Source organism: Oceanimonas sp. AH20CE76, assembly GCF_039654065.1.
Classification (GTDB): Bacteria; Pseudomonadota; Gammaproteobacteria; order Enterobacterales; family Aeromonadaceae; genus Oceanimonas; species Oceanimonas smirnovii.
Genome location: NZ_CP155481.1, coordinates 2,339,040 through 2,357,032, shown reverse-complemented (window position 1 = coordinate 2,357,032; position 17,993 = coordinate 2,339,040). Strand labels below are relative to the sequence as shown.

18 protein-coding genes are annotated in these 17,993 nt (G+C 56.4%); 9 read left to right on the top strand and 9 right to left on the bottom strand.

All coding sequences use genetic code 11. From position 1 onward, the window contains the following. Positions 1–9 precede the first annotated feature (9 nt). Together N2M06_RS11435 and arsC are read right to left on the bottom strand one after the other, a co-directional pair. A complete protein-coding gene (locus N2M06_RS11435) occupies positions 10–384 on the bottom strand; it encodes a DUF2069 domain-containing protein (RefSeq protein WP_346350808.1) in 375 nt (124 codons plus the stop codon). After that, a complete protein-coding gene (gene arsC / locus N2M06_RS11430) occupies positions 381–731 on the bottom strand; it encodes an arsenate reductase (glutaredoxin) (protein ID WP_346350807.1) in 351 nt (116 codons plus the stop codon). The genes N2M06_RS11435 and arsC overlap by 4 nt, the downstream gene beginning before the upstream one ends. 50 nt (positions 732–781) lie before the next feature. On the opposite strand from arsC, the gene N2M06_RS11425 reads away from it, so the two are divergent. Then, positions 782–1,228 (top strand): TlpA disulfide reductase family protein, encoded by a 447-nt coding sequence (locus N2M06_RS11425; protein ID WP_019934321.1) that lies wholly within the window; start codon positions 782–784, stop codon positions 1,226–1,228. Positions 1,229–1,281: 53 nt separating this feature from the next. Here the strand turns inward: N2M06_RS11425 and N2M06_RS11420 are convergent, their stop codons facing one another. Further along, positions 1,282–2,724, bottom strand: a complete 1,443-nt coding sequence (locus tag N2M06_RS11420) for a M48 family metalloprotease (protein ID WP_346350806.1) — start codon at positions 2,722–2,724, stop codon at positions 1,282–1,284. A 114-nt stretch (positions 2,725–2,838) separates the two neighbouring features. Between N2M06_RS11420 and N2M06_RS11415 the strand changes: the two genes are divergently transcribed. The 3 genes from N2M06_RS11415 to N2M06_RS11405 are packed head-to-tail and all read left to right on the top strand — an operon-like array spanning position 2,839 to position 5,511. Next, positions 2,839–3,060: a sulfurtransferase TusA family protein gene (locus tag N2M06_RS11415; protein ID WP_019934319.1), complete on the top strand. Its 222-nt coding sequence runs from the start codon at positions 2,839–2,841 to the stop codon at positions 3,058–3,060. A gap of 9 nt (positions 3,061–3,069) precedes the next feature. Next, positions 3,070–4,140, top strand: coding sequence for an AI-2E family transporter (locus tag N2M06_RS11410; RefSeq protein WP_346350805.1), 1,071 nt, complete (start codon positions 3,070–3,072; stop codon positions 4,138–4,140). A gap of 33 nt (positions 4,141–4,173) precedes the next feature. Continuing rightward, positions 4,174–5,511: a sodium-dependent transporter gene (locus N2M06_RS11405; RefSeq protein ID WP_019934317.1), complete on the top strand. Its 1,338-nt coding sequence runs from the start codon at positions 4,174–4,176 to the stop codon at positions 5,509–5,511. A 147-nt stretch (positions 5,512–5,658) separates the two neighbouring features. On the opposite strand, the gene N2M06_RS11400 is transcribed toward N2M06_RS11405, so the two are convergent. Both N2M06_RS11400 and N2M06_RS11395 read right to left on the bottom strand, forming a co-directional pair. After that, positions 5,659–6,495, bottom strand: coding sequence for a tetratricopeptide repeat protein (locus tag N2M06_RS11400; RefSeq protein ID WP_019934316.1), 837 nt, complete (start codon positions 6,493–6,495; stop codon positions 5,659–5,661). A 12-nt stretch (positions 6,496–6,507) separates the two neighbouring features. Continuing rightward, positions 6,508–7,218 carry a 4'-phosphopantetheinyl transferase superfamily protein gene (locus N2M06_RS11395; RefSeq protein WP_317075190.1) on the bottom strand — a complete coding sequence of 237 codons (711 nt, stop codon included), beginning with the start codon at positions 7,216–7,218 and terminating at the stop codon, positions 6,508–6,510. A gap of 207 nt (positions 7,219–7,425) precedes the next feature. Here N2M06_RS11395 and N2M06_RS11390 point away from each other — a divergent pair, with 207 nt between their 5' ends. Further along, entirely contained in the window at positions 7,426–7,815 is a 390-nt protein-coding gene (locus tag N2M06_RS11390; protein WP_317075365.1) for an NlpC/P60 family protein, read from the top strand. Positions 7,816–7,877: 62 nt separating this feature from the next. On the opposite strand, the gene N2M06_RS11385 is transcribed toward N2M06_RS11390, so the two are convergent. Beyond that, entirely contained in the window at positions 7,878–9,728 is a 1,851-nt protein-coding gene (locus N2M06_RS11385; RefSeq protein ID WP_346350804.1) for a DUF3413 domain-containing protein, read from the bottom strand. A gap of 33 nt (positions 9,729–9,761) precedes the next feature. Next, positions 9,762–9,989, bottom strand: a complete 228-nt coding sequence (locus N2M06_RS11380) for a DUF1414 domain-containing protein (protein ID WP_019934312.1) — start codon at positions 9,987–9,989, stop codon at positions 9,762–9,764. A gap of 77 nt (positions 9,990–10,066) precedes the next feature. On the opposite strand from N2M06_RS11380, the gene yejK reads away from it, so the two are divergent. Then, a complete protein-coding gene (yejK, locus tag N2M06_RS11375) occupies positions 10,067–11,068 on the top strand; it encodes a nucleoid-associated protein YejK (RefSeq protein WP_346350803.1) in 1,002 nt (333 codons plus the stop codon). 49 nt (positions 11,069–11,117) lie between these two features. Here yejK and ahpF read toward each other — a convergent pair whose 3' ends face one another. Together ahpF and ahpC are read right to left on the bottom strand one after the other, a co-directional pair. Next, on the bottom strand, positions 11,118–12,659 hold the full coding sequence (gene ahpF / locus N2M06_RS11370) for an alkyl hydroperoxide reductase subunit F (RefSeq protein WP_317075193.1): 1,542 nt from the start codon (positions 12,657–12,659) through the stop codon (positions 11,118–11,120). An 80-nt stretch (positions 12,660–12,739) separates the two neighbouring features. After that, positions 12,740–13,306 carry an alkyl hydroperoxide reductase subunit C gene (ahpC, locus tag N2M06_RS11365; protein ID WP_346350802.1) on the bottom strand — a complete coding sequence of 189 codons (567 nt, stop codon included), beginning with the start codon at positions 13,304–13,306 and terminating at the stop codon, positions 12,740–12,742. Between the two features lie 805 nt (positions 13,307–14,111). On the opposite strand from ahpC, the gene N2M06_RS11360 reads away from it, so the two are divergent. The 3 genes from N2M06_RS11360 (at position 14,112) to N2M06_RS11350 (ending at position 17,990) form a co-directional block, all read left to right on the top strand. After that, positions 14,112–15,710: an isocitrate lyase gene (locus tag N2M06_RS11360; protein WP_346350801.1), complete on the top strand. Its 1,599-nt coding sequence runs from the start codon at positions 14,112–14,114 to the stop codon at positions 15,708–15,710. Between the two features lie 145 nt (positions 15,711–15,855). Further along, a complete protein-coding gene (locus N2M06_RS11355) occupies positions 15,856–17,016 on the top strand; it encodes a thiamine pyrophosphate-dependent dehydrogenase E1 component subunit alpha (protein WP_346350800.1) in 1,161 nt (386 codons plus the stop codon). Further along, positions 17,013–17,990 (top strand): alpha-ketoacid dehydrogenase subunit beta, encoded by a 978-nt coding sequence (locus tag N2M06_RS11350; protein WP_346350799.1) that lies wholly within the window; start codon positions 17,013–17,015, stop codon positions 17,988–17,990. Before N2M06_RS11355 ends, N2M06_RS11350 begins: the two co-directional genes overlap by 4 nt. Positions 17,991–17,993 lie beyond the last annotated feature (3 nt).

Sequence of the window (17,993 nt, the reverse complement as noted above, 5' to 3'; positions counted from 1 at the left end):
CCCTGGCCGTTAATCCTTCTTTTTGCGAATGCTCAGGCCCAGCTCGCGGCCGCGTAGTTTGGCGTAATAGGTGCTGCCCACAAACATGGTGGTGGCCAGCAGCAGCTCCACCAGTGCCAGCCAGCGTTCGCCTTCATCCACCCACAGCAACGTCAGTGAATGCAGAAAGTAGGGCATGATTAAAAACACTGCCCAGGCGTGAGTGTAGGGATTACCCTTGAGCATGCCCAGCATGGGAATAAACAGCCAGGGCAGCCACATGACCAGCATAAAGACTGATCCCAGCTCAGGATGAGGAGACAGCACACCGTGCCACAAGGCCACCCAGACAATCAGCCCGAGATAACCGGTGAGCGCCAGTTTGCGCGCAAATGAAGTGGTCATGGCAGTATGCTCAGCACCTGCTCCGGCGGGCGGCCCAGCGCTGCCTTGCCATTGCATACCACTATGGGGCGCTCAAACAGTTTGGGGTTGGCCACCATGGCATTGATAAGGGCGGCTTCGTCGGTCACGTCAGCCAGTGCCAGGGTTTTGTATATTTCTTCCTTGGTGCGCATCAGTTCCCGGGCCGAGCTCATGCCCAGCTGGTTCAGCAGTTGTGTTATTTGTTCTGCATCAGGGGGCGTGTCGAGGTATTTGATAATCTCGGGCTCCAGACCTTTTTCCTGCAGCAGGGCCAGGGTTTCCCGGCTTTTAGAGCAGCGGGGATTATGATAGATAAACAGATTCATTTTTCACTCCTGTGGCGTGGCTGCGGGCATTGTATAGAAGGGACCTCGGAATGGGCAAACTTCGCCTTCTGTTTTTAACGGCGCTGCTGGCGCTGGCCGGTTGCGGCGAGCCGGCCAGCCTCACACTGGCCGATGGCCGGCAGCAGACCTTGAATGATTTTAAGGGAAACTGGCTGGTGGTGAACTATTTTGCCGAGTGGTGCCAACCCTGTTTGCGGGAGCTGCCATTACTCAATGAGCTGAACGACAGGCAGGGCCCCAAGGTGCTGGCGGTGAGTTTTGATGCACTGGCCCCGGAGGCGCTGCAGGCCCTGGGCGAACGCCACCAAATGACCATGCCGGTGGCGGCCAGTCTCAGTGGCCCCTGGCCCTTTGAGTCGCCCCGGGTGCTGCCCACCACTTTTGTAATCGATCCCGACGGCCAGCTGGCGGAACGCCATCAGGGGGAGCTGAAGGCGGAAGATATTGTCCGCTGGCGGGAAAAGTACTGGGAATAGGGAATGGGGAGCAGGGAATGGCTTCACTACTCCCCATTGCCTATTCTCTGAAGTTAGTTTCTGAGCGCGTCCCATTCCTGTTGTTGCTGGCGCAGCTGCTCCAGACGGGCCCCCAGGCGGGCGCGCTGCATGGTGTCCTGAGACAGGGTGGCGGCCAGCTCCATTTGCTGTACCGCTATATCATAGCGACCTTCCAGCGCGGCCAGCTCGGCCCGGGCACGGCGAAAGGCCGACTCATCACCCAATGGACGCAGCGCCTGGGCCAGCAAATCCCACACCAGCGGCTCTTCAGGATGGCGGCGGGCGTAGTCATCCAGCAGAGTGGCGGCATCCTGATGCCGGCCTGCCTGCAGCAGAGTATCGGCCAGGTTAATTACCACCACCTTGTGCTCGGGTAAACGTTGCTGAGCCTGAGTAAGCCGGGTAATGGCGGCCTGATGGCGGCTTTCGGCGTTATCCAGATCCGTCAGTGCATCGAGCACAAATAAATTGTTGCCATGACGCCGGGCCAGCTGCTCCAGCAGGGGTCTGGCCTCTTCCGGCTTGTTAATATCCAACAGCCCCAGGGCCTGACCATAACGGGCGGCGTCGGGCAGCCAGCTGCCATGGCCGTTGACCTCTCTGGCAAAGTACTTGTGCAGCTCTCTGGTTCCCGACTGCTGCAAGCGCACCATAATGCGCGCCTTGGCAAACTGAAAATCGAGTGAAGGGGGGACCTTGTCTGCTTTATAATCAGCAGCCCGGGAGCGGGCTTCGGCAATACGGCTGGCGGGCAGGGGGTGGGTCAGCAGCATTTGTGGCGGTGTACTGGCAAACTGATATTTTTCGGCCAGTTTCTGAAAAAAGCCAGCCATGGCATTGGGATCAAAGCCGGCATTATGCAACAACCTCAAGCCTAAGCGGTCGGCTTCAAATTCGTTGTCCCGGGTGTAGTTGATGGCCGACTGCATTTTCAGCCCCAGTGTGGTTTGTAACGCCGCCATGCCTGCCTGCGGGTTCACCACCGCCAGCGCGACCGAGCCTACCAGACCGGCAATCGTTAATGGTGTGCTGCGCGACTGGGACTCCAGATAGCGGGCGATATGACGCTGGGTAACGTGAGTGATTTCATGGGCCATTACCGAGGCCAGCTCACTTTCGTTGTCGGCGTACAGGAACAGACCGGTATGCAACTGCACCACGCCGCCCAGAAAGGCGCTGGCGTTGATGCTGTCGTCTCGGATCAACAAAAACCGGAACGGAAACCGTACCGAGTCTGCCTGAGATAACAGCCGGTGTCCCAGACTGGTGATATATTCGTTCAGCACAGGGTCATTCACTACCGGCTGATTAGCCCGGGCAAAGCGGCTGAAGGCTTCCCCAAAGCGGGCTTCCCGCTCCACCGACATGGCACTGACACCGGCGGTGCCGATATCGGGCAAACGGTTGTCGGCCTGAGCGGGCAGACTGTTGCCAAGAAAAAGAGCCAGTAACAGGGGCGTGGAGTAAAACCGCATAGTTCAACCTTTTGCCGAAGGGGACAGGCAGAATAACCGGCCGTTTCAAGGGTAACAAGCATTGTTTGCGAACCTCAGGCAGGGGATAATGCCCCTTTGTATAAGGGGCAGAACATGGAACAGCTGGATGTAAGCCACCTGCGTTGCCCTCAGCCCCTGCTTGAGGTCAAGCTTTGGCTAAAACAGGCACAGTGTGGCCAGCAGCTTGAACTGGTGCTGGCTGATGCCGGCTCGCGCCGGGATATTCCCGCCTATCTGGAGCGCGTCGGGCACAGCGTGAAAACAGTGTCACACTCTTCCCACCGGCTCAGGCTTATCATTACCAAACTCTCATAAGGACAGGTCATGTTGGATGTAATCAAGCACTGGTATCGGCAGCGCTTCTCCGATCCGGGTGCCGTGGTATTGTTTCTGCTGTTGCTGTTCGGCTTTGTGGTCATGTATTTCATGGGCCGCATACTGACCCCGTTTTTTGCTGCCATTGTGATTGCCTATCTGCTGGAGTGGCCCGTGGGCCGTCTGCGCCGCCTCGGGCTGGGCCGTGGGCCGGCGGCGGGGGTGGTCTTGCTGCTGTTTGCGGTCTTGCTGGTATTGTCACTGGTCAGTCTGGTGCCCTCCATTCTCAATCAGAGCACTAATCTGGCGCGGGAAATTCCCACCATGATCAACCGGGCTCAGGAGGTGCTGCTGACCCTGCCGGAAGACTACCCTGAGCTGGTGGATGTGACCCTGATGCAAAACCTGCTGACCGAGCTGCGCGGCCGGCTGCTGGGCTCAGCTGATGCCATTTTAAGTGTCTCTATCAGCTCGCTGACCAATGTGGCTGTGATGCTGGTTTATCTTATTCTGGTGTCTGTGCTGGTGTTTTTTATGCTGAAGGACAAGCCGTTGCTGCTGCAGAGCATGAACCGTTTTTTGCCGGAAAACCGGGAGCTTATTTCCCGCGTGTGGCATGAGATGAACGTGCAGATTGCCAACTACGTGCGCGGCAAGGTGATTGAAATTCTGATAGTGGGCAGCGTCAGTTATGTCACCTTTGCGCTGCTGGGGCTTAATTATGCCCTGCTGCTGGCGGTGCTGGTGGGCTTTTCGGTGCTGATCCCCTACATAGGTGCTGCTGCGGCCACAGTGCCGGTGGCCATGGTAGGGCTGTTTCAGTGGGGTTTTACTCCGCCGTTTTTCTATCTGATGGTGGCCTATGGCATTATTCAGGCACTGGATGGCAATGTGCTGGTACCTGTGTTGTTTTCGGAAGCCGTTAACCTGCACCCCATTGCCATTATTGTCGCTGTGCTGGTGTTCGGTGGCCTCTGGGGTTTTTGGGGGGTGTTTTTTGCCATTCCGCTGGCCACCCTGGTAAAGGCGGTGATCAACGCCTGGCCGCGGCAGAATGCATTACCTGATAAGCCGGCTTGATCTAGTAACAAACAATAATTCAAGGAATACAGAGTGAGAGAACATTTTGCTTCCCGCTTCGGGTTTATTATGGCGGCCGCGGGAGCAGCGGTAGGACTGGGTAATATCTGGGGCTTTCCTACCCAGGCGGCCAGCAATGGCGGCGGAGCTTTTCTGGTGGCCTATCTGGTATTGGTGCTGATCCTGGCATTTCCCATGCTGATTATGGAAGTGGCCATTGGCCGGCACGGTCAGGCCAACCCGGTGGACTCGGTGCGTAAACTGGGTAAAACCCGGCTGCAAAAGCAGCTGGCGGCCCTGGTGGGTTATGCAGGCATGCTGGTACCCAGCCTGGTGCTGTCGTTTTATGCCATTGTGGCGGGCTGGCTGCTGGCTTTTCTGGCCGCCAGCGTAACCCGTATGCTGGGCTGGCAGGCCGCCACCGGCTGGCTGGAAGCCTTTGGCCTGGGCCGTAATATTGTCTGGACCCTGGTGTTTTACCTGCTCACCATTCTGGTGGTGCAGGCCGGTGTGCGCAAGGGCATAGAACGCTGGTCGGCACGGCTGATGCCGGCGCTGTTTGTGCTGTTTATTCTGCTGTTTGGCTACATTCTCACTCAGAATGGGGCCATGGAAGGGTTGCGTCATTATCTGGTGCCTGACTTCAGCAAAGTGATGGACAGTCAGCTGTTGATCAGTGCCATGGGGCAGGCGTTTTTCTCTCTGACCATCGGCGGTTGTTCCATGCTGATGTACGGCTCTTATCTGAGCCGGCAGGAAAGTATTCCCGCCACTGCTTTTCAGGTGACGTTGCTGGATACCGGCGTGGCCTTTCTGGCGGGGCTGGTGATTTTGCCCGCCATGTTTGTGGCCATGCATAACGGTGTGACCATTTATGCCGAAGACGGCAGCCTGCTGAGCAGTGATACCCTGGTATTTGAGGTACTACCGGCCTTGTTCGAGACCATGGGGCCCGTGGGCCTGGTGATGGCGCTGGTGTTCTTTGTGCTGATGGGGATAGCAGCACTGACCTCATCGATTTCCATGCTGGAAGTACCTGTGTCTTACACCACAGAGCGTTTTAATGCTCCCAGACCCATGGTGACCTGGTTGCTGGGAGGGGCGCTGGCGCTGTTCAGTGTGGTGATCTGTCTGAATTTCGGCGCTTTGTTCGGTTTTGTTATTCGCCTGTCTACCCAGAATATTCAGCCGCTGGTGGGGCTGGGCTTTTGTGTGCTGGGGGGCTGGATGTGGGGCCGGGCCAAGCTGTTTGACGAGCTGGTGAAAGGTACTCCCGAGCTTGCCGGCAGCCTGTTCTGGCGTATCTGGCCCTGGTATGTGCGGCTGGTGTGCCCGCTGCTGGTAGTGCTGGTGATTGCTGCCAGCTGGTAACCCCCTTCGGGGAGCCGTAAGCCATAAGCTGTCAGCGGTAAGAAGAGTAGGTTGGGATGAGCAGCGCGAATCCCAACACTGTCACGGCTTGCTCGATTGTTGGGACTCGCTTCGCTCGTCGCCAACCTACGATATCCCTGGTCCCGATCAGTACAACATACTGTACAGCTTGCGGCGGTAGCGTGATGCCAGCGGATCGGCACCCATGCTGGTGAGCATATCCAGCAGGTGTTTTTTGGCTTCGCCAAAAGCGAGGTCTTTCTGCAATATTTCAATCAGCAGCTGTAAACCTTCTTCCTGCCGGCCGGCCTGAAAATACTGCACTGCCAGCTCTTCTTTCAGTCCAAGGTCGTCCGGTGCGGCAGCCAGTTTCTGCTCCAGCTCGCGCAGCTCGGGGCTGTCGGCGGCTTCCTGAGCCAGCTCCAGCCGGGCCAGAATATGCTGATACTGACTGTCCTGATCTGCCATGCCGATGGTGCCGAGCAGCTGCTGAGTTTCTTCCAGTTTGTTCAGGGCGAGGGCGGTTTCGGCCAGGGTCAGGCGAATGGCCGGGGTGTCGTCCAGCGCTCTGGCCTGCTGCAGCAGACCGTAAGCGGCTTTTGGATCCATACCGAGCATTTGCTTGGCCTGATCCAGCAGCAGTTCCGCCTCGTTGGGCAGATAGGGCTTGAGAAAAGTCTTGAGGGCATGTTCATCCTGCGGGCCTTCCAGTACGTCTACCGGCTGCCCTTCCTTAAAAGCCACCAGCGCCGGCAGCGCCTGCAGTCCCAGCTGCATGGCCAGACTTTGCAGCTGCGGATCGGCCACATCTACCCTGGCCAGATCCACATGGCTGTTGTCGGCACCGATCAGCTGCTCTGCCTGAATGCGCATGGGCTCACATTCGGGCACCTGAGCGGCATGAAAGAAGATCACTACCGTTTTTTCCATGGATGCCTGGATCAGCGCCTGCTGAAAATTTTCTACCGTGATATCAAGGATCATGTAAATGTCTCTTTAGGGGTTTATGGCTAGATTGGGTTGCACACCGGTAATTTCAAGCATCGGCCCATAATCAGCCAGGTCCGGCAGCCGCACCGGCGTACTCCGGGCTGAAGCCAGCGTTAATGTACCGGTGCCAACAGGCCAGTGTTGCAGCCGGTATTCCCGTTCGTTGAAGCGGGCGCTATGACTGCCGGGCTGCCAGCATACTCTGTGCAGATTATTGGCGATGCCGCTGCCATCAGCTTTCAGGACCGCTTCCTTGATGGTCCAGAGCTGCTGAAAGTCACTGGCAGGCTGTGTACTTTGTGCCAGCCAGGTTTGTTCTTGCGTTGCCAGATAGCGCCGGGCCAGCCGCTGAATGCCGGCAGGTGCCAGCAGCCGGCTTTCCAGATCCACGCCAACGGGCTCGCTGGAAATGGCCAGTGCCAGCAGTGAGCCGCTGTGGCTCAGGTTGAATCTGAGCGGTTCGCCATGCAGCTCGGGTTTGCCTTTGTCGGTACGATAAAAGTCAAGGCTGTCGGGAGGCACAGCCAGCAGACTGCCCAGCCGCTGGCGCAGCAGGTAGCGGCTGAGCAGATACAGGTGCGCCTGCTGCGCATTTTTGATGGCTGCCAGGCGCTGTTTTTCCGGAGTTGAGAGCAGCTTATAAGCATCTTTCGGCGAATTTATCGCCATGGCGTCACAAATTAACAGCTCTGCAAAAATATCCTTGTTTTTACTCATTTTTCGCTTTGCAAAATACGCAGCAACTGGACTATGCTGGAACCCATTGTTCGGTTGCCATTGTTCATAATGCTTAAACATATCATTGTTGTTGGCAGTCTGCTGGTAATGACGGGGTGCAGCAGCACTCACGATTCCGAGTCAGGCAAAAGGATGACTGGTAAAAAGCCGTCCTCTTCCCTGACTTACAGCATCAGTACAACGCCCATGAAGCCCAGCCGTCCGCTTTCTGCACTGGCGGATCTGCAGCAGGTATATCAGCGCTGGCGTGGTGTTCCCTATCGCTTTGGTGGTGAGAGTGAGCAGGGCATAGATTGCTCTGCCTTTACTCAGACCATGTATCAGGAAGCGTTTGGCATGGAGCTGCCCCGCAGTACCTATGAGCAGGTATTGCTGGGGCGTGAAATTGACCGCAGTGAGCTTCGCCCCGGTGATCTGGTGTTTTTCCGCACCGGCCGCAGCACCCGTCATAACGGCGTGTATGTGGGCAATGGCAAGTTTGCTCATGCGTCGTCCAGCGTAGGCGTGACCATTTCCAGCCTGGATAATGTCTATTGGCGCAGCCGCTACTGGCAGGCGCGACGGGTACTGGATTAAATAACAGGGAACAGGGACTGGTGAACAGGGAATCGTAACCGATAATCCCTAATCCCCGGTGTTCATTCCCCCTGAAACCGGTTGAGTTCGTTCATTACCTGCATTAACAGTGTCAGCTCCGGGCTGCTGTCTTTGCGCTCCTGAAAGCTTGTGGCATCCACCAGCTGCAGCTCGCCACGACGGCTGAACAGGGTAATATCGTTTTGCTGATAAATGGCATATTCCTCTTCATCAGAGGCCATCCGCCAGCGATTTGGACGAGCCCTGAACAGTGACTGACCGCTGGCATAGCTGCGCAGCGGCGTCGTCACACCCAGCGCCTGTTGCAGCAGGGTAGGGGCCAGATCAAGGTGACTGGTGGGATAACTGATGTGTTCTGCAGGTTTGCCGGGCCAGCCTATTACCAGTGGTACCCGCAGCTGTGCCGGTGAATAGGCATTGCCATAACCCCAGGTGTTATTACCGTTGTCATTAAACTCCATGCCATGCCCTGCGGTCACTACCACTATGGTGTCGCGTTCGGCATTTTGTACCAGCCCCAGCAGAGCACCCAGCAGCTGATCGGTATAAAATACGGCGTTGCGGTAATGGTTTAGCAGCGCATCTCTTTGCCCGGACTGAAAAGGCGCTGCCGGGTTCAGCTGATCCAGCGCTGGCTGAAACGGCCCTTGCAATCCCTCGGGTACTGACAGTGAATTCAGCGCATCCAGATACACATAAGAAAACCAGGGCCGCTCCTTACTCTGAGTATTGAGCCAGTTGGCAAAATTACTCAGTGCTTGCCGGTCACCTTCGGCACCTTCCGGAGCCGCCTGCATGCCTGGCGAGCGAAGATTGCTGAAAATAGCGTCTTTATAGAGAGGTGAGCCGGTGCCACCGCTGATAAACAAACCAAAGCGATAGTCCTGACGCTGCAATTCGTTTAGCAGCACTGGGGCGGTGCGCTCCAGCTCGGCTTCCCGGCGGTAATGGGCAGGCAGACTGTAAAACAGGCTGAACAGTGCCGGTTCCGGCCGGTTGCCGGCACTGAGGTGATCGTCAAAACGCAGATGGCGTTCAGCGTAACGGCTCAGATTGGGCATGGTAATATGATCGAGATAATCCGCCCGCAGACCATCTGCCACCACCAGCAGAATATTGGGTGCCCGCTCCGGCGGTTGTACCGATAACGGCCGGAGCGGGTAATTCAGCCGCTGCTTGGGTTTATCGATAATTTGTTCGGAGCGTTCGCGATATTCTGCTTCATCCAGCCAGCCCTGCTTGATTAAAAAGCTTTTGGCGGTCATGGGATAAGACAGCGGAAAGTTGGCTTTTTGCAGAGTAATGGGCGTATACAGGGTGGCATCTGCCCAGATATGCACGCTGTGGGTGAGAAAAAAGCACACCAGCAGTGGCAGGCCAAGCGGGCGCGACAGTCTGCGTGAACGGCGCGGGCTCCAGCGCCACAGCCAGGCACCCAGCCACAGCTCCAGCACAAACAGCACCGGCACCAGGGCAAACAGCCAGCCCCAGCCGGACGCTCCTTCCGCCTGGGCCTGATCCAGCAGCAGCCGCCACACTGAGGGATTTAAATGAAATCCAAACAGGCTGAATACCTGAGTGTCTATCAGTAACAGGGTAAGTGCCCCTGTGGCCAGGCCAGCTCCGAGAAACTGCACTGCTTTCAGTTTCGGAAATAAAAATGTGAGCGGAAACAGCGTCAGCAGATAGGTGCAGAAGGTCAGAAAGGCAAAATGCCCGACCCAGCTCACCAGCATATAGACGGTGCCCAGCACAGTGTCGGGCAGGCCGGCGGCAAACAAATAGCGCACCGATACCGCCATGGCCAGCAGAATATTGAAAAACACAAACCAGTGACCCCAGCCAATCAGGCGGGAAACGTGGTCACGATACTGGGGGCCGGTTTCAACCATGAGCGGTATGATTCTCGGTGAAGCAAAGGGCGCTTAGTGCGCCCCTTTTTGTGTGTCGACGGATGAAGTGAGCACGCTGGCAAACTTGTCGGCAATGGCTTTGCGCTGGCCGGGAGCAATCTGATGATTGATGATATGCGTAGCCAGGTTGCCCAGCACCATCAGGCGAAGATCTGCCGGAGCTTTATGGTTGTCCATGACTGCTTCCAGTTCACTCAGCAGCTGGTCGAATTGTTTGTCGTATTTGGAAATAACAGGCATGGGCGTTCAGTCATTTAACTTGGTAACAGGGCGTCTATAATACCCCACCCCATTCGGCAACTCTATGGCAATCTGATATGAGCCTGGACATAGAACACATCATAGTACATTCCCTGTTTCTGAATGAGCAGGGGCAGACCGCCCTTGCCAAGCGTGACGATGAGCTGGCCACTGGCCCGGCAGTAAATCAGCTGATGAGCGAGCTGCATCATGTTTACAATACCAAGGCCGGCAAGGTGTTTGGTTATTTCAGTGAGGAAGACACCGGTTTCAGAGATCTGGTGCGGCGAATGGAAGATCAGAGCCTGGGCTTTGCGGCCTTTTCTCATCAGGCCGCCGATCGGCTGCTGGGGGAGCTGAACCGGCTGGATATGCAGGAAGAAGGCGTGCTGCTGTTTGTGCATTATCAGTGGCTGGGTGCCCGTTATCTGCTGATAGCCCTGCTGGATAACAAAGACAGCGTCACCGTGACCGAAAAGCTGGATGTGAGCCGGGCCAGCTATCTGGACCTGGGGCGGATGCAGCTGGCGGCACGGCTGGATCTGACCGAGTTGCAGACCCGCCCCGAGTCAAAACGGTATTTCTCTTTTATCAAGGGCCGGGCCGGACGCAAGGTGTCGGACTTCTTTCTTAACTTTCTGTCTTGTGTTGAGGGTATGGATCCCAAGGTGCAGAGCCAGGGCCTGATGAAGGCGGTGGATGACTACTGCGATGCCCGTCAGCTGAGCAAGGAAGAGCGGGAAGAAAGCAAGGCTACCATCAGCAAATACTGCCGGGAGCAGTTAAAGGAAGGGGAAGAGCTGGAGTTGCGGGAGCTGTCGGCCGAGCTGGGCTCGGACGACGATCTCGACTTTTATCAGTTTGTGAGCGAGGAATATGCGCTGGAAGAGCGTTTTCCGGTGGACAGATCTTCCCTCAAAGGGCTGACCAAATACGTGGGATCCGGCGGCGGTCTGACCATCAGTTTTGATCAGAAGCTGCTGGGAGAGCGTATTGAATATGACCCCGCCACCGACACCCTGACCATCAGGGGCACGCCGCCCAACCTCAAGGCGCAACTGCAAGGGAGCAGGGAATAGGGACCAGGGATTTACTATTCCCCAATCACTATTCCCGATTCCTTGGGTGTTAACTCCGGATCAGGTGATCAAAGGCTCCCAGCGCGGCGGTGGCACCGGCACCCATTGAGATAATGATCTGCTTGTAGGGCACGGTAGTGGCGTCGCCGGCGGCAAACACGCCCGGCATGGAAGTGGCCCCTTTGGCGTCTATGATGACTTCACCAAAGCGGGTCAGCTCTATCTCCGAACCTTGCAGAAACTCGGTGTTAGGCACCAGACCAATCTGTACAAAAATACCTGCCACATCGAGTTGCTTGCTGTCACCGCTGACGCGGTCGGTATACTGTATGCCGGTGACCTTGTTGCCATCACCCAGCACTTGTGTGGTCTGGGCATTCATAATGATGTCGATATTGCCCATGGAACGGGCCTTGCGCTGCAGCACCTCGTCGGCGCGCAGGGTATCGGCAAACTCCAGCACGGTGACATGCTCGACAATACCAGCCAGATCGATGGCGGCTTCAATGCCGGAGTTGCCGCCACCCACCACGGCCACCCGCTTGCCCTTGAAGAAGGGGCCGTCACAGTGGGGGCAGTAGGCCACCCCTTTGGTACGGTATTCAGCTTCGCCGGGCACATTCAGCTCGCGCCAGCGGGCACCGGTGGCCAGAATGACTGACTTGCTCTTAAGTACGGCACCGCTTGCCAGCGGCACTTCAATCAGCTCGTTTTGATGTATGCCGGCGGCACGCTGGCTGGTGATCAGCTCAACGTCATATTCCTTCAGGTGCTGCTCCAGGCTGGCGGCCAGTTTGGGGCCTTCGGTGTAGGGCACGGAAATAAAGTTCTCAATGCCCACTGTGTCCATCACCTGGCCGCCAAAGCGCTCGGCCACCAGACCGGTGCGCACTCCTTTGCGAGCGGCATAAATGGCCGCTGCGGCACCGGCGGGGCCACCGCCCACCACCAGCACATCAAAGGGGGCCTGTTCGTTAAGGGCCTCTGCCTGGCGCTCGGCAGCACCGGTATCGAGCTTGCCGACAATTTCTTCCAGGGTCATGCGGCCCTGCCCAAAGTGCTCGCCATTCAGGTAAACCGCAGGCACCGCCATAATCTGGCGCTCGTTCACTTCGTCCTGAAACAGGGCACCGTCAATCATTACATGAGTAATGTTGGGATTGAGGGTAGCCATCAGGTTCAGCGCCTGCACCACGTCCGGGCAGTTCTGGCACGACAGCGACACATAGGTTTCAAAGTGAAATTCACCTTTAAGATCCCGAATCTGCTGCTGCAGCTCGGGGGCAGCCTTAGACGGATGGCCACCGGTCTGCAGCAGGGCCAGCACCAGAGAGGTGAACTCGTGACCCAGCGGAATGCCTGCAAAGCTGATGCGCGGCTCCTGGCCTTCGGCGGCAATGCTCATGCTGGGCGTGCGTGCAGCCTGAGTTTCAGTCAGGCTGATTTGATTTGAGAGCCCGCTAATCTGACTGGCCAGCTCTCTTAATTCATTGGATTTTGCAGAGCCATCACCGGACACGCTGAGGGCTACCGGCGAGGTAATGTTTTGCAGATAGGTAGAAAGTTGTTGTTTGAGATTATCGTTCAGCATGGTGATGTCCTGTGTGGTAAACAAATAGAAAAGGTTTGTAAAAGGCCCGCCGCAGGCGGCGGGCACAGGGCAACAAAAATTTAGATTTTGCCTACCAGGTCGAGCGACGGAGCCAGAGTGGCTTCGCCTTCCTGCCATTTGGCGGGGCATACTTCACCCGGGTGCGCAGCTACATACTGGGCAGCCTTGATCTTGCGCACCAGGTCGGAGGCATCGCGGCCAATGCCTTCGGCAGTGACTTCAATGGCCTGAATCACACCCTGAGGATCAATGATAAAGGTGGCGCGATCTGCCAGGCCCTGACCTTCACGCATCACACCGAAGTTGTTGGTAATGGTGCCGGTCTGATCGCCCACCATGTAGTAGTTGATCTTGCCAATGGTCTCGGAGCTGTCGTGCCAGGCCTTGTGGGTGAAGTGAGTGTCAGTGGATACCGAGTACACTTCCACGCCCATTTTCTGCAGCTCTTCATAATGGTCGGCCAGATCACCCAGCTCGGTGGGGCACACAAAAGTGAAGTCGGCGGGGTAGAAGAACACCACAGACCATTTACCCTTGAGATCCGCATCGCTCACTTTAACGAACTCGCCCTGATAAAAGGCATCGGCAGTGAAGGGTTTGATTTCGGTATTGATGGAAACAGCCATGTAAAGCTCCTTATTGAGGTTAACGAATGAGACCTTGTCTCGAACGCTGTCCATACTAGAGCTTATTGATTATTAGGTTAAGTCGTTATTATCTTTCCCATTGATTGCTGAAAACTATTGATTGGTTTTTTTTAAGCCATTTTTCAAAAAAATTTTTGTGCCGGTTATGAGTCTGTAATGACACCAGATCATGCCACTTTACTCAGGTAAACCGGCTGCTCCTGTCCGCCAGTAAATTCTGACCAAACAACCACTCAGGGTGACAGGCCGCCCCTTTTTAATCATCAATGGCTTATTTTTGCGATCGCAAAAGATGATCCGTGCCGGCTTGTAAAGCCCGCCCTCAGCCTTTTCAAACGAAATGGCACTATGCTGACAGTACATAACCAAGGGTAGAGTTAACTCTACCCTTGGTTTGGTTTATGTTTTTTTATTACGTTAATTTGTTTCATTTCGTGGAGGCTGCTGTGATTTGAGTCACCTTTGCAAGACGGGTTTTATCAGGTGTTTGGTGCCGTGCGACTTTGGTAGCAAGCAGGTGAAGGAGTGTGATGTGTGTTGTGTTTTAGTTAAATCGGATCTTGAACAAATCTGATTTTTTGCGCAACTTAATAACCACACCGCAACACAACAAGAAACGGCACTGTTCGGTAAAGTTTTTGCTGTAACAAGCCAGACAAACGGAAACGCGCTACCAGGCGCTCTATAAAAATAACTATGTGAACTGACAGATCAGCCAAGCGGCGGTGAACAGGCTGGTATGACAGAGATGGACAACAACTTCAAACAAGAAAGGACTGGAACCATGCCATACGCAAACGAGATAGATACCCTGGCCACTCTTATCAAGCAAAACCCGAGCTGGAGTGCCATTAAACCTGAACATGCCGCCCGCATGCGCGTGCAGAATCAATTCAAGACCGGTCTGGACATTGCCAAATACACCGCCAAAATCATGCGTGAAGACATGGCTGCCTATGACAATGATCCGGCGCAATACACCCAGTCTCTGGGCTGCTGGCACGGTTTTATCGGCCAACAAAAGCTGATTTCCATCAAGAAGCACTTTGGCAGCACCAAGCGCCGCTACCTCTACCTGTCTGGCTGGATGGTGGCCGCCCTGCGTTCCGAGTTCGGTCCGCTGCCGGATCAGTCCATGCACGAGAAAACCTCTGTGCCGGCCCTGATTGAAGAGCTGTACACCTTTCTGCGCCAGGCTGATTCCTGGGAACTGAACCATCTGTTCCGTGCGCTGGAAGAGGCCCAGAAAGCCGGTGATACTGCTAAAGCAAAAGAGATCACCGCCCAAATCGATAACCATGAAACCCACATAGTGCCGATTGTTGCCGACATTGACGCCGGTTTTGGTAATGCGGAAGCCACCTACCTGCTGGCCAAGAAGATGATTGAAGCCGGTGCCTGCTGTATTCAGCTGGAAAACCAGGTATCCGACGAGAAGCAGTGTGGCCACCAGGACGGCAAGGTGACCGTGCCGCACGCCGACTTCCTGGCCAAGATTAACGCCGTGCGTCTGGCCTTCCTGGAGCTGGGTGTGGACGATGGTGTAATTGTTGCCCGTACCGATTCTCTGGGTGCCGGCCTGACTAAGCAAATTGCCGTGACCAATGAGCCGGGTGATCTGGGTGACCAGTACAACAGCTTTATTGACGGTGACGAAATTCAAAGTGCCGACGACATTGCCAACGGCGATGTGGTTATCAAGCAAAACGGCAAACTGATTCGTCCCAAGCGTCTGGCTTCCGGTCTGTTCCAGTTCAAGGAAGGATCCGGTGAAGACCGTGTGGTAATGGACTGTATTGCCAGCCTGCAAAACGGTGCCGACCTGCTGTGGATTGAAACCGAGAAACCGCATATCGGCCAGATCAAAGGCATGGTTGACCGTATTCGCGCCGTGGTGCCCGATGCCAAGCTGGTGTACAACAACAGCCCGTCGTTCAACTGGACTCTGAACTTCCGTCAGCAAGTGTTCGATGCCTGGGCCGAAGAAGGTAAGGATGTATCCGCCTATGACCGCGACCGCCTGATGAGCGCCGATTACGACAGCACCGAGCTGGCTCAGCTGGCCGATGAGTGGACCGCCAACTTCCAGCGCGACGCAGCCCGTGAAGCCGGTATCTTCCACCACCTGATCACGCTGCCCACTTACCACACTGCGGCCCTGTCTACCGACAATCTGGCCAAGGGCTACTTTGGTGACGAAGGCATGCTGGCCTATGTGGCAGGTGTTCAGCGTCAGGAAATCCGTCAGGGCATTGCTACTGTTAAGCACCAGGACATGGCCGGCTCCAACATTGGTGACGACCATAAAGAGTTCTTCGCCGGTGAAGCCGCCCTCAAGGCTGGTGGTAAAGACAACACCATGGGTCAGTTCGAAAACATCTGAGCCGGGTAATACGCACAACAATAACATCGCATATTCCATCTCGTTTTTGGCAGCCCTGTGAGGGCTGCCTTTTTTCGTTTGGGCTCAATTTGGCCCGCTCTACTAGAATTAGCCTCGAGGTTCCAGTCTGGACTGCGAGGACGGCATGACCAATCCCAATAACGCCACCATTAGTTTGGTGCACCGGGTCCGGTTTGTGGACGGCCACGGCCTGACCATTCCCACCTTTCGGCTGCTGAAAGACGACGGCCAGCTTTATGCCGACGCCACTGCGCCGAATATCGGCCAAAAGCAGGCACTGGCCATGTATCACAGCATGGTGGCCACCCGGCTGCTGGATGAACGCATGCTGGCGGCTCAGCGTCAGGGGCGCATCAGTTTTTATCTGCAGAGTCTGGGAGAAGAGGCCCAGGCGGTGGCCAGTGCGGCGGCGCTGGCCCCGCAAGACATGATAATGGCGCAATACCGGGAGCAGGGGGCCTTGCTGCACCGGGGTTTTACCCTTGAGCAATTTATGAATCAGCTGTTTTCCAACGAGCGGGATTTGGGCAAGGGCCGGCAGATGCCGGTGCATTACGGCAGCCGTGAGCTTAACGTTATGACCATTTCTTCCCCGCTGGCCACGCAAATTCCTCAGGCCACCGGCTTTGCCTATGGCCAGCGGCTGGCCGGTGAGGAGGCGGTTACGCTCTGCTATTTCGGCGAAGGGGCCGCCTCGGAAGGAGACTTTCATGCGGGGGTGAACATGGCGGCGGTGCTGAAAACCCCGGTGATTTTCTTTTGCCGCAATAATGGTTATGCCATTTCCACGCCGGCCAGCGAGCAGTTTGTGGGAGACGGCATTGCCAGCCGGGCGGTGGGCTATGGCATTCGCACCCTGCGGGTGGACGGAGCCGATGCCCTGGCGGTGTATGAGGCCACGCTGCAGGCCCGGCAACTGATGCTGAAGGAGCCGCAGCCGGTGTTGATTGAAGCCATGTCCTACCGGCTGGGAGCACACTCTTCTTCCGATGACCCCAGCGGCTATCGCTCCAAAGCCGAAGAAGAGCGCTGGCGCAAGCGGGATCCCATCGGCCGTTACCGGCGCTGGCTGCAGCATCAGGGCTGGCTCAGCGAAGACGAGGATCGCCGCCAGCAGGATGCGCTGCGCCGGCACATTCTGGAGGCGATGAAGCAGGCGGAGCAGGTGCCCAAACCGCCGCTGGACAGCCTGATTGAGGATGTGTATGCCGAGCCGCCGGCTCACTTGCAGCGGCAGCTGAAGCAGCTTAAAGCCAGCGCCAACAAGCGGGGAGGAGCACAATGAAACAAATGAACCTGTTGCAGGCGGTGAATCAGGCGCTGCATCTGGCCATGGAGCGGGATGACGGTGTGCTCTGCTTTGGTGAAGACGTGGGTCACTTCGGCGGTGTGTTCCGGGCCACCAGCGGCCTGCAGGACAAGTTTGGCGAGGCGCGCTGCTTTAATACTCCCCTTACCGAGCAGGGCATTGCCGGCTTTGCCAATGGCCTGGCGGCCAAAGGGCTGAAGCCGGTGGCAGAAATTCAGTTTGCCGATTATATTTTTCCCGCCTTTGATCAGCTGGTGAATGAGACCGCCAAGTTTCGTTACCGCTCCGGTAACGAGTTTAATGTGGGCGGCCTGGTGGTGCGGGCTCCTTATGGCGGCGGCATTGCCGGCGGGCACTATCACAGTCAGTCGCCGGAAGCCTATTTTGTGCATACGCCCGGCCTGAGAGTGGTGATCCCCAGAGGCCCGGTGCAGGCCAAGGGCTTGCTGCTGGCCGCCATTGATTGTCCGGATCCGGTGATCTTTTTCGAGCCTAAACGGCTGTACCGGGCGGCGGTGGCCGAGGTGGATGAAGGCTATTATCAGTTGCCGCTGGACCGGGCCGAGATAGTGCGAAAAGGGCGCGATATTACCCTGCTGGGCTGGGGGGCGCAGCTGGAATATCTGCTGAAAGCGGCGGACATGGCGGAAAAAGAGGGCATCTCCTGCGAGGTGATTGATCTGCAGAGCCTGCTGCCCTGGGATGAAGAAACCGTGGTCAATTCCGTGCTGAAAACCGGCCGGCTGCTGATAAGCCATGAGGCACCGCTGACCGGTGGGGTGGGTGCCGAAATTGCCGCTACCGTGCAGGAGCGTTGTTTTTTATATCTGGAAAGTCCCGTCGCCCGGGTATGCGGCCCCGACACCCCTTTTCCACTGGCGCTGGAAAAGCATTATATGCCTGATGAGCACAAGATAGGGCAGGCCATTCACGCCACCATTCATTTTTAGGAG

Excerpts from the sequence above, each read along its gene's own strand:
- yejK (WP_346350803.1), top strand. The coding sequence starts at position 10,067 with ATGAGCCTGGACATAGAACACATCATAGTACATTCCCTGTTTCTGAAT.
- N2M06_RS11425 (WP_019934321.1), top strand. The coding sequence starts at position 782 with ATGGGCAAACTTCGCCTTCTGTTTTTAACGGCGCTGCTGGCGCTGGCC.
- N2M06_RS11415 (WP_019934319.1), top strand. The coding sequence starts at position 2,839 with ATGGAACAGCTGGATGTAAGCCACCTGCGTTGCCCTCAGCCCCTGCTT.
- N2M06_RS11385 (WP_346350804.1), bottom strand. The coding sequence starts at position 9,728 with ATGGTTGAAACCGGCCCCCAGTATCGTGACCACGTTTCCCGCCTGATT.
- N2M06_RS11420 (WP_346350806.1), bottom strand. The coding sequence starts at position 2,724 with ATGCGGTTTTACTCCACGCCCCTGTTACTGGCTCTTTTTCTTGGCAAC.
- N2M06_RS11410 (WP_346350805.1), top strand. The coding sequence starts at position 3,070 with ATGTTGGATGTAATCAAGCACTGGTATCGGCAGCGCTTCTCCGATCCG.
- N2M06_RS11355 (WP_346350800.1), top strand. The coding sequence starts at position 15,856 with ATGACCAATCCCAATAACGCCACCATTAGTTTGGTGCACCGGGTCCGG.
- N2M06_RS11390 (WP_317075365.1), top strand. The coding sequence starts at position 7,426 with ATGAAGCCCAGCCGTCCGCTTTCTGCACTGGCGGATCTGCAGCAGGTA.
- ahpF (WP_317075193.1), bottom strand. The coding sequence starts at position 12,659 with ATGCTGAACGATAATCTCAAACAACAACTTTCTACCTATCTGCAAAAC.
- N2M06_RS11360 (WP_346350801.1), top strand. The coding sequence starts at position 14,112 with ATGCCATACGCAAACGAGATAGATACCCTGGCCACTCTTATCAAGCAA.
- N2M06_RS11435 (WP_346350808.1), bottom strand. The coding sequence starts at position 384 with ATGACCACTTCATTTGCGCGCAAACTGGCGCTCACCGGTTATCTCGGG.
- arsC (WP_346350807.1), bottom strand. The coding sequence starts at position 731 with ATGAATCTGTTTATCTATCATAATCCCCGCTGCTCTAAAAGCCGGGAA.
- N2M06_RS11380 (WP_019934312.1), bottom strand. The coding sequence starts at position 9,989 with ATGCCTGTTATTTCCAAATACGACAAACAATTCGACCAGCTGCTGAGT.
- N2M06_RS11400 (WP_019934316.1), bottom strand. The coding sequence starts at position 6,495 with ATGATCCTTGATATCACGGTAGAAAATTTTCAGCAGGCGCTGATCCAG.
- ahpC (WP_346350802.1), bottom strand. The coding sequence starts at position 13,306 with ATGGCTGTTTCCATCAATACCGAAATCAAACCCTTCACTGCCGATGCC.
- N2M06_RS11395 (WP_317075190.1), bottom strand. The coding sequence starts at position 7,218 with ATGAGTAAAAACAAGGATATTTTTGCAGAGCTGTTAATTTGTGACGCC.
- N2M06_RS11350 (WP_346350799.1), top strand. The coding sequence starts at position 17,013 with ATGAAACAAATGAACCTGTTGCAGGCGGTGAATCAGGCGCTGCATCTG.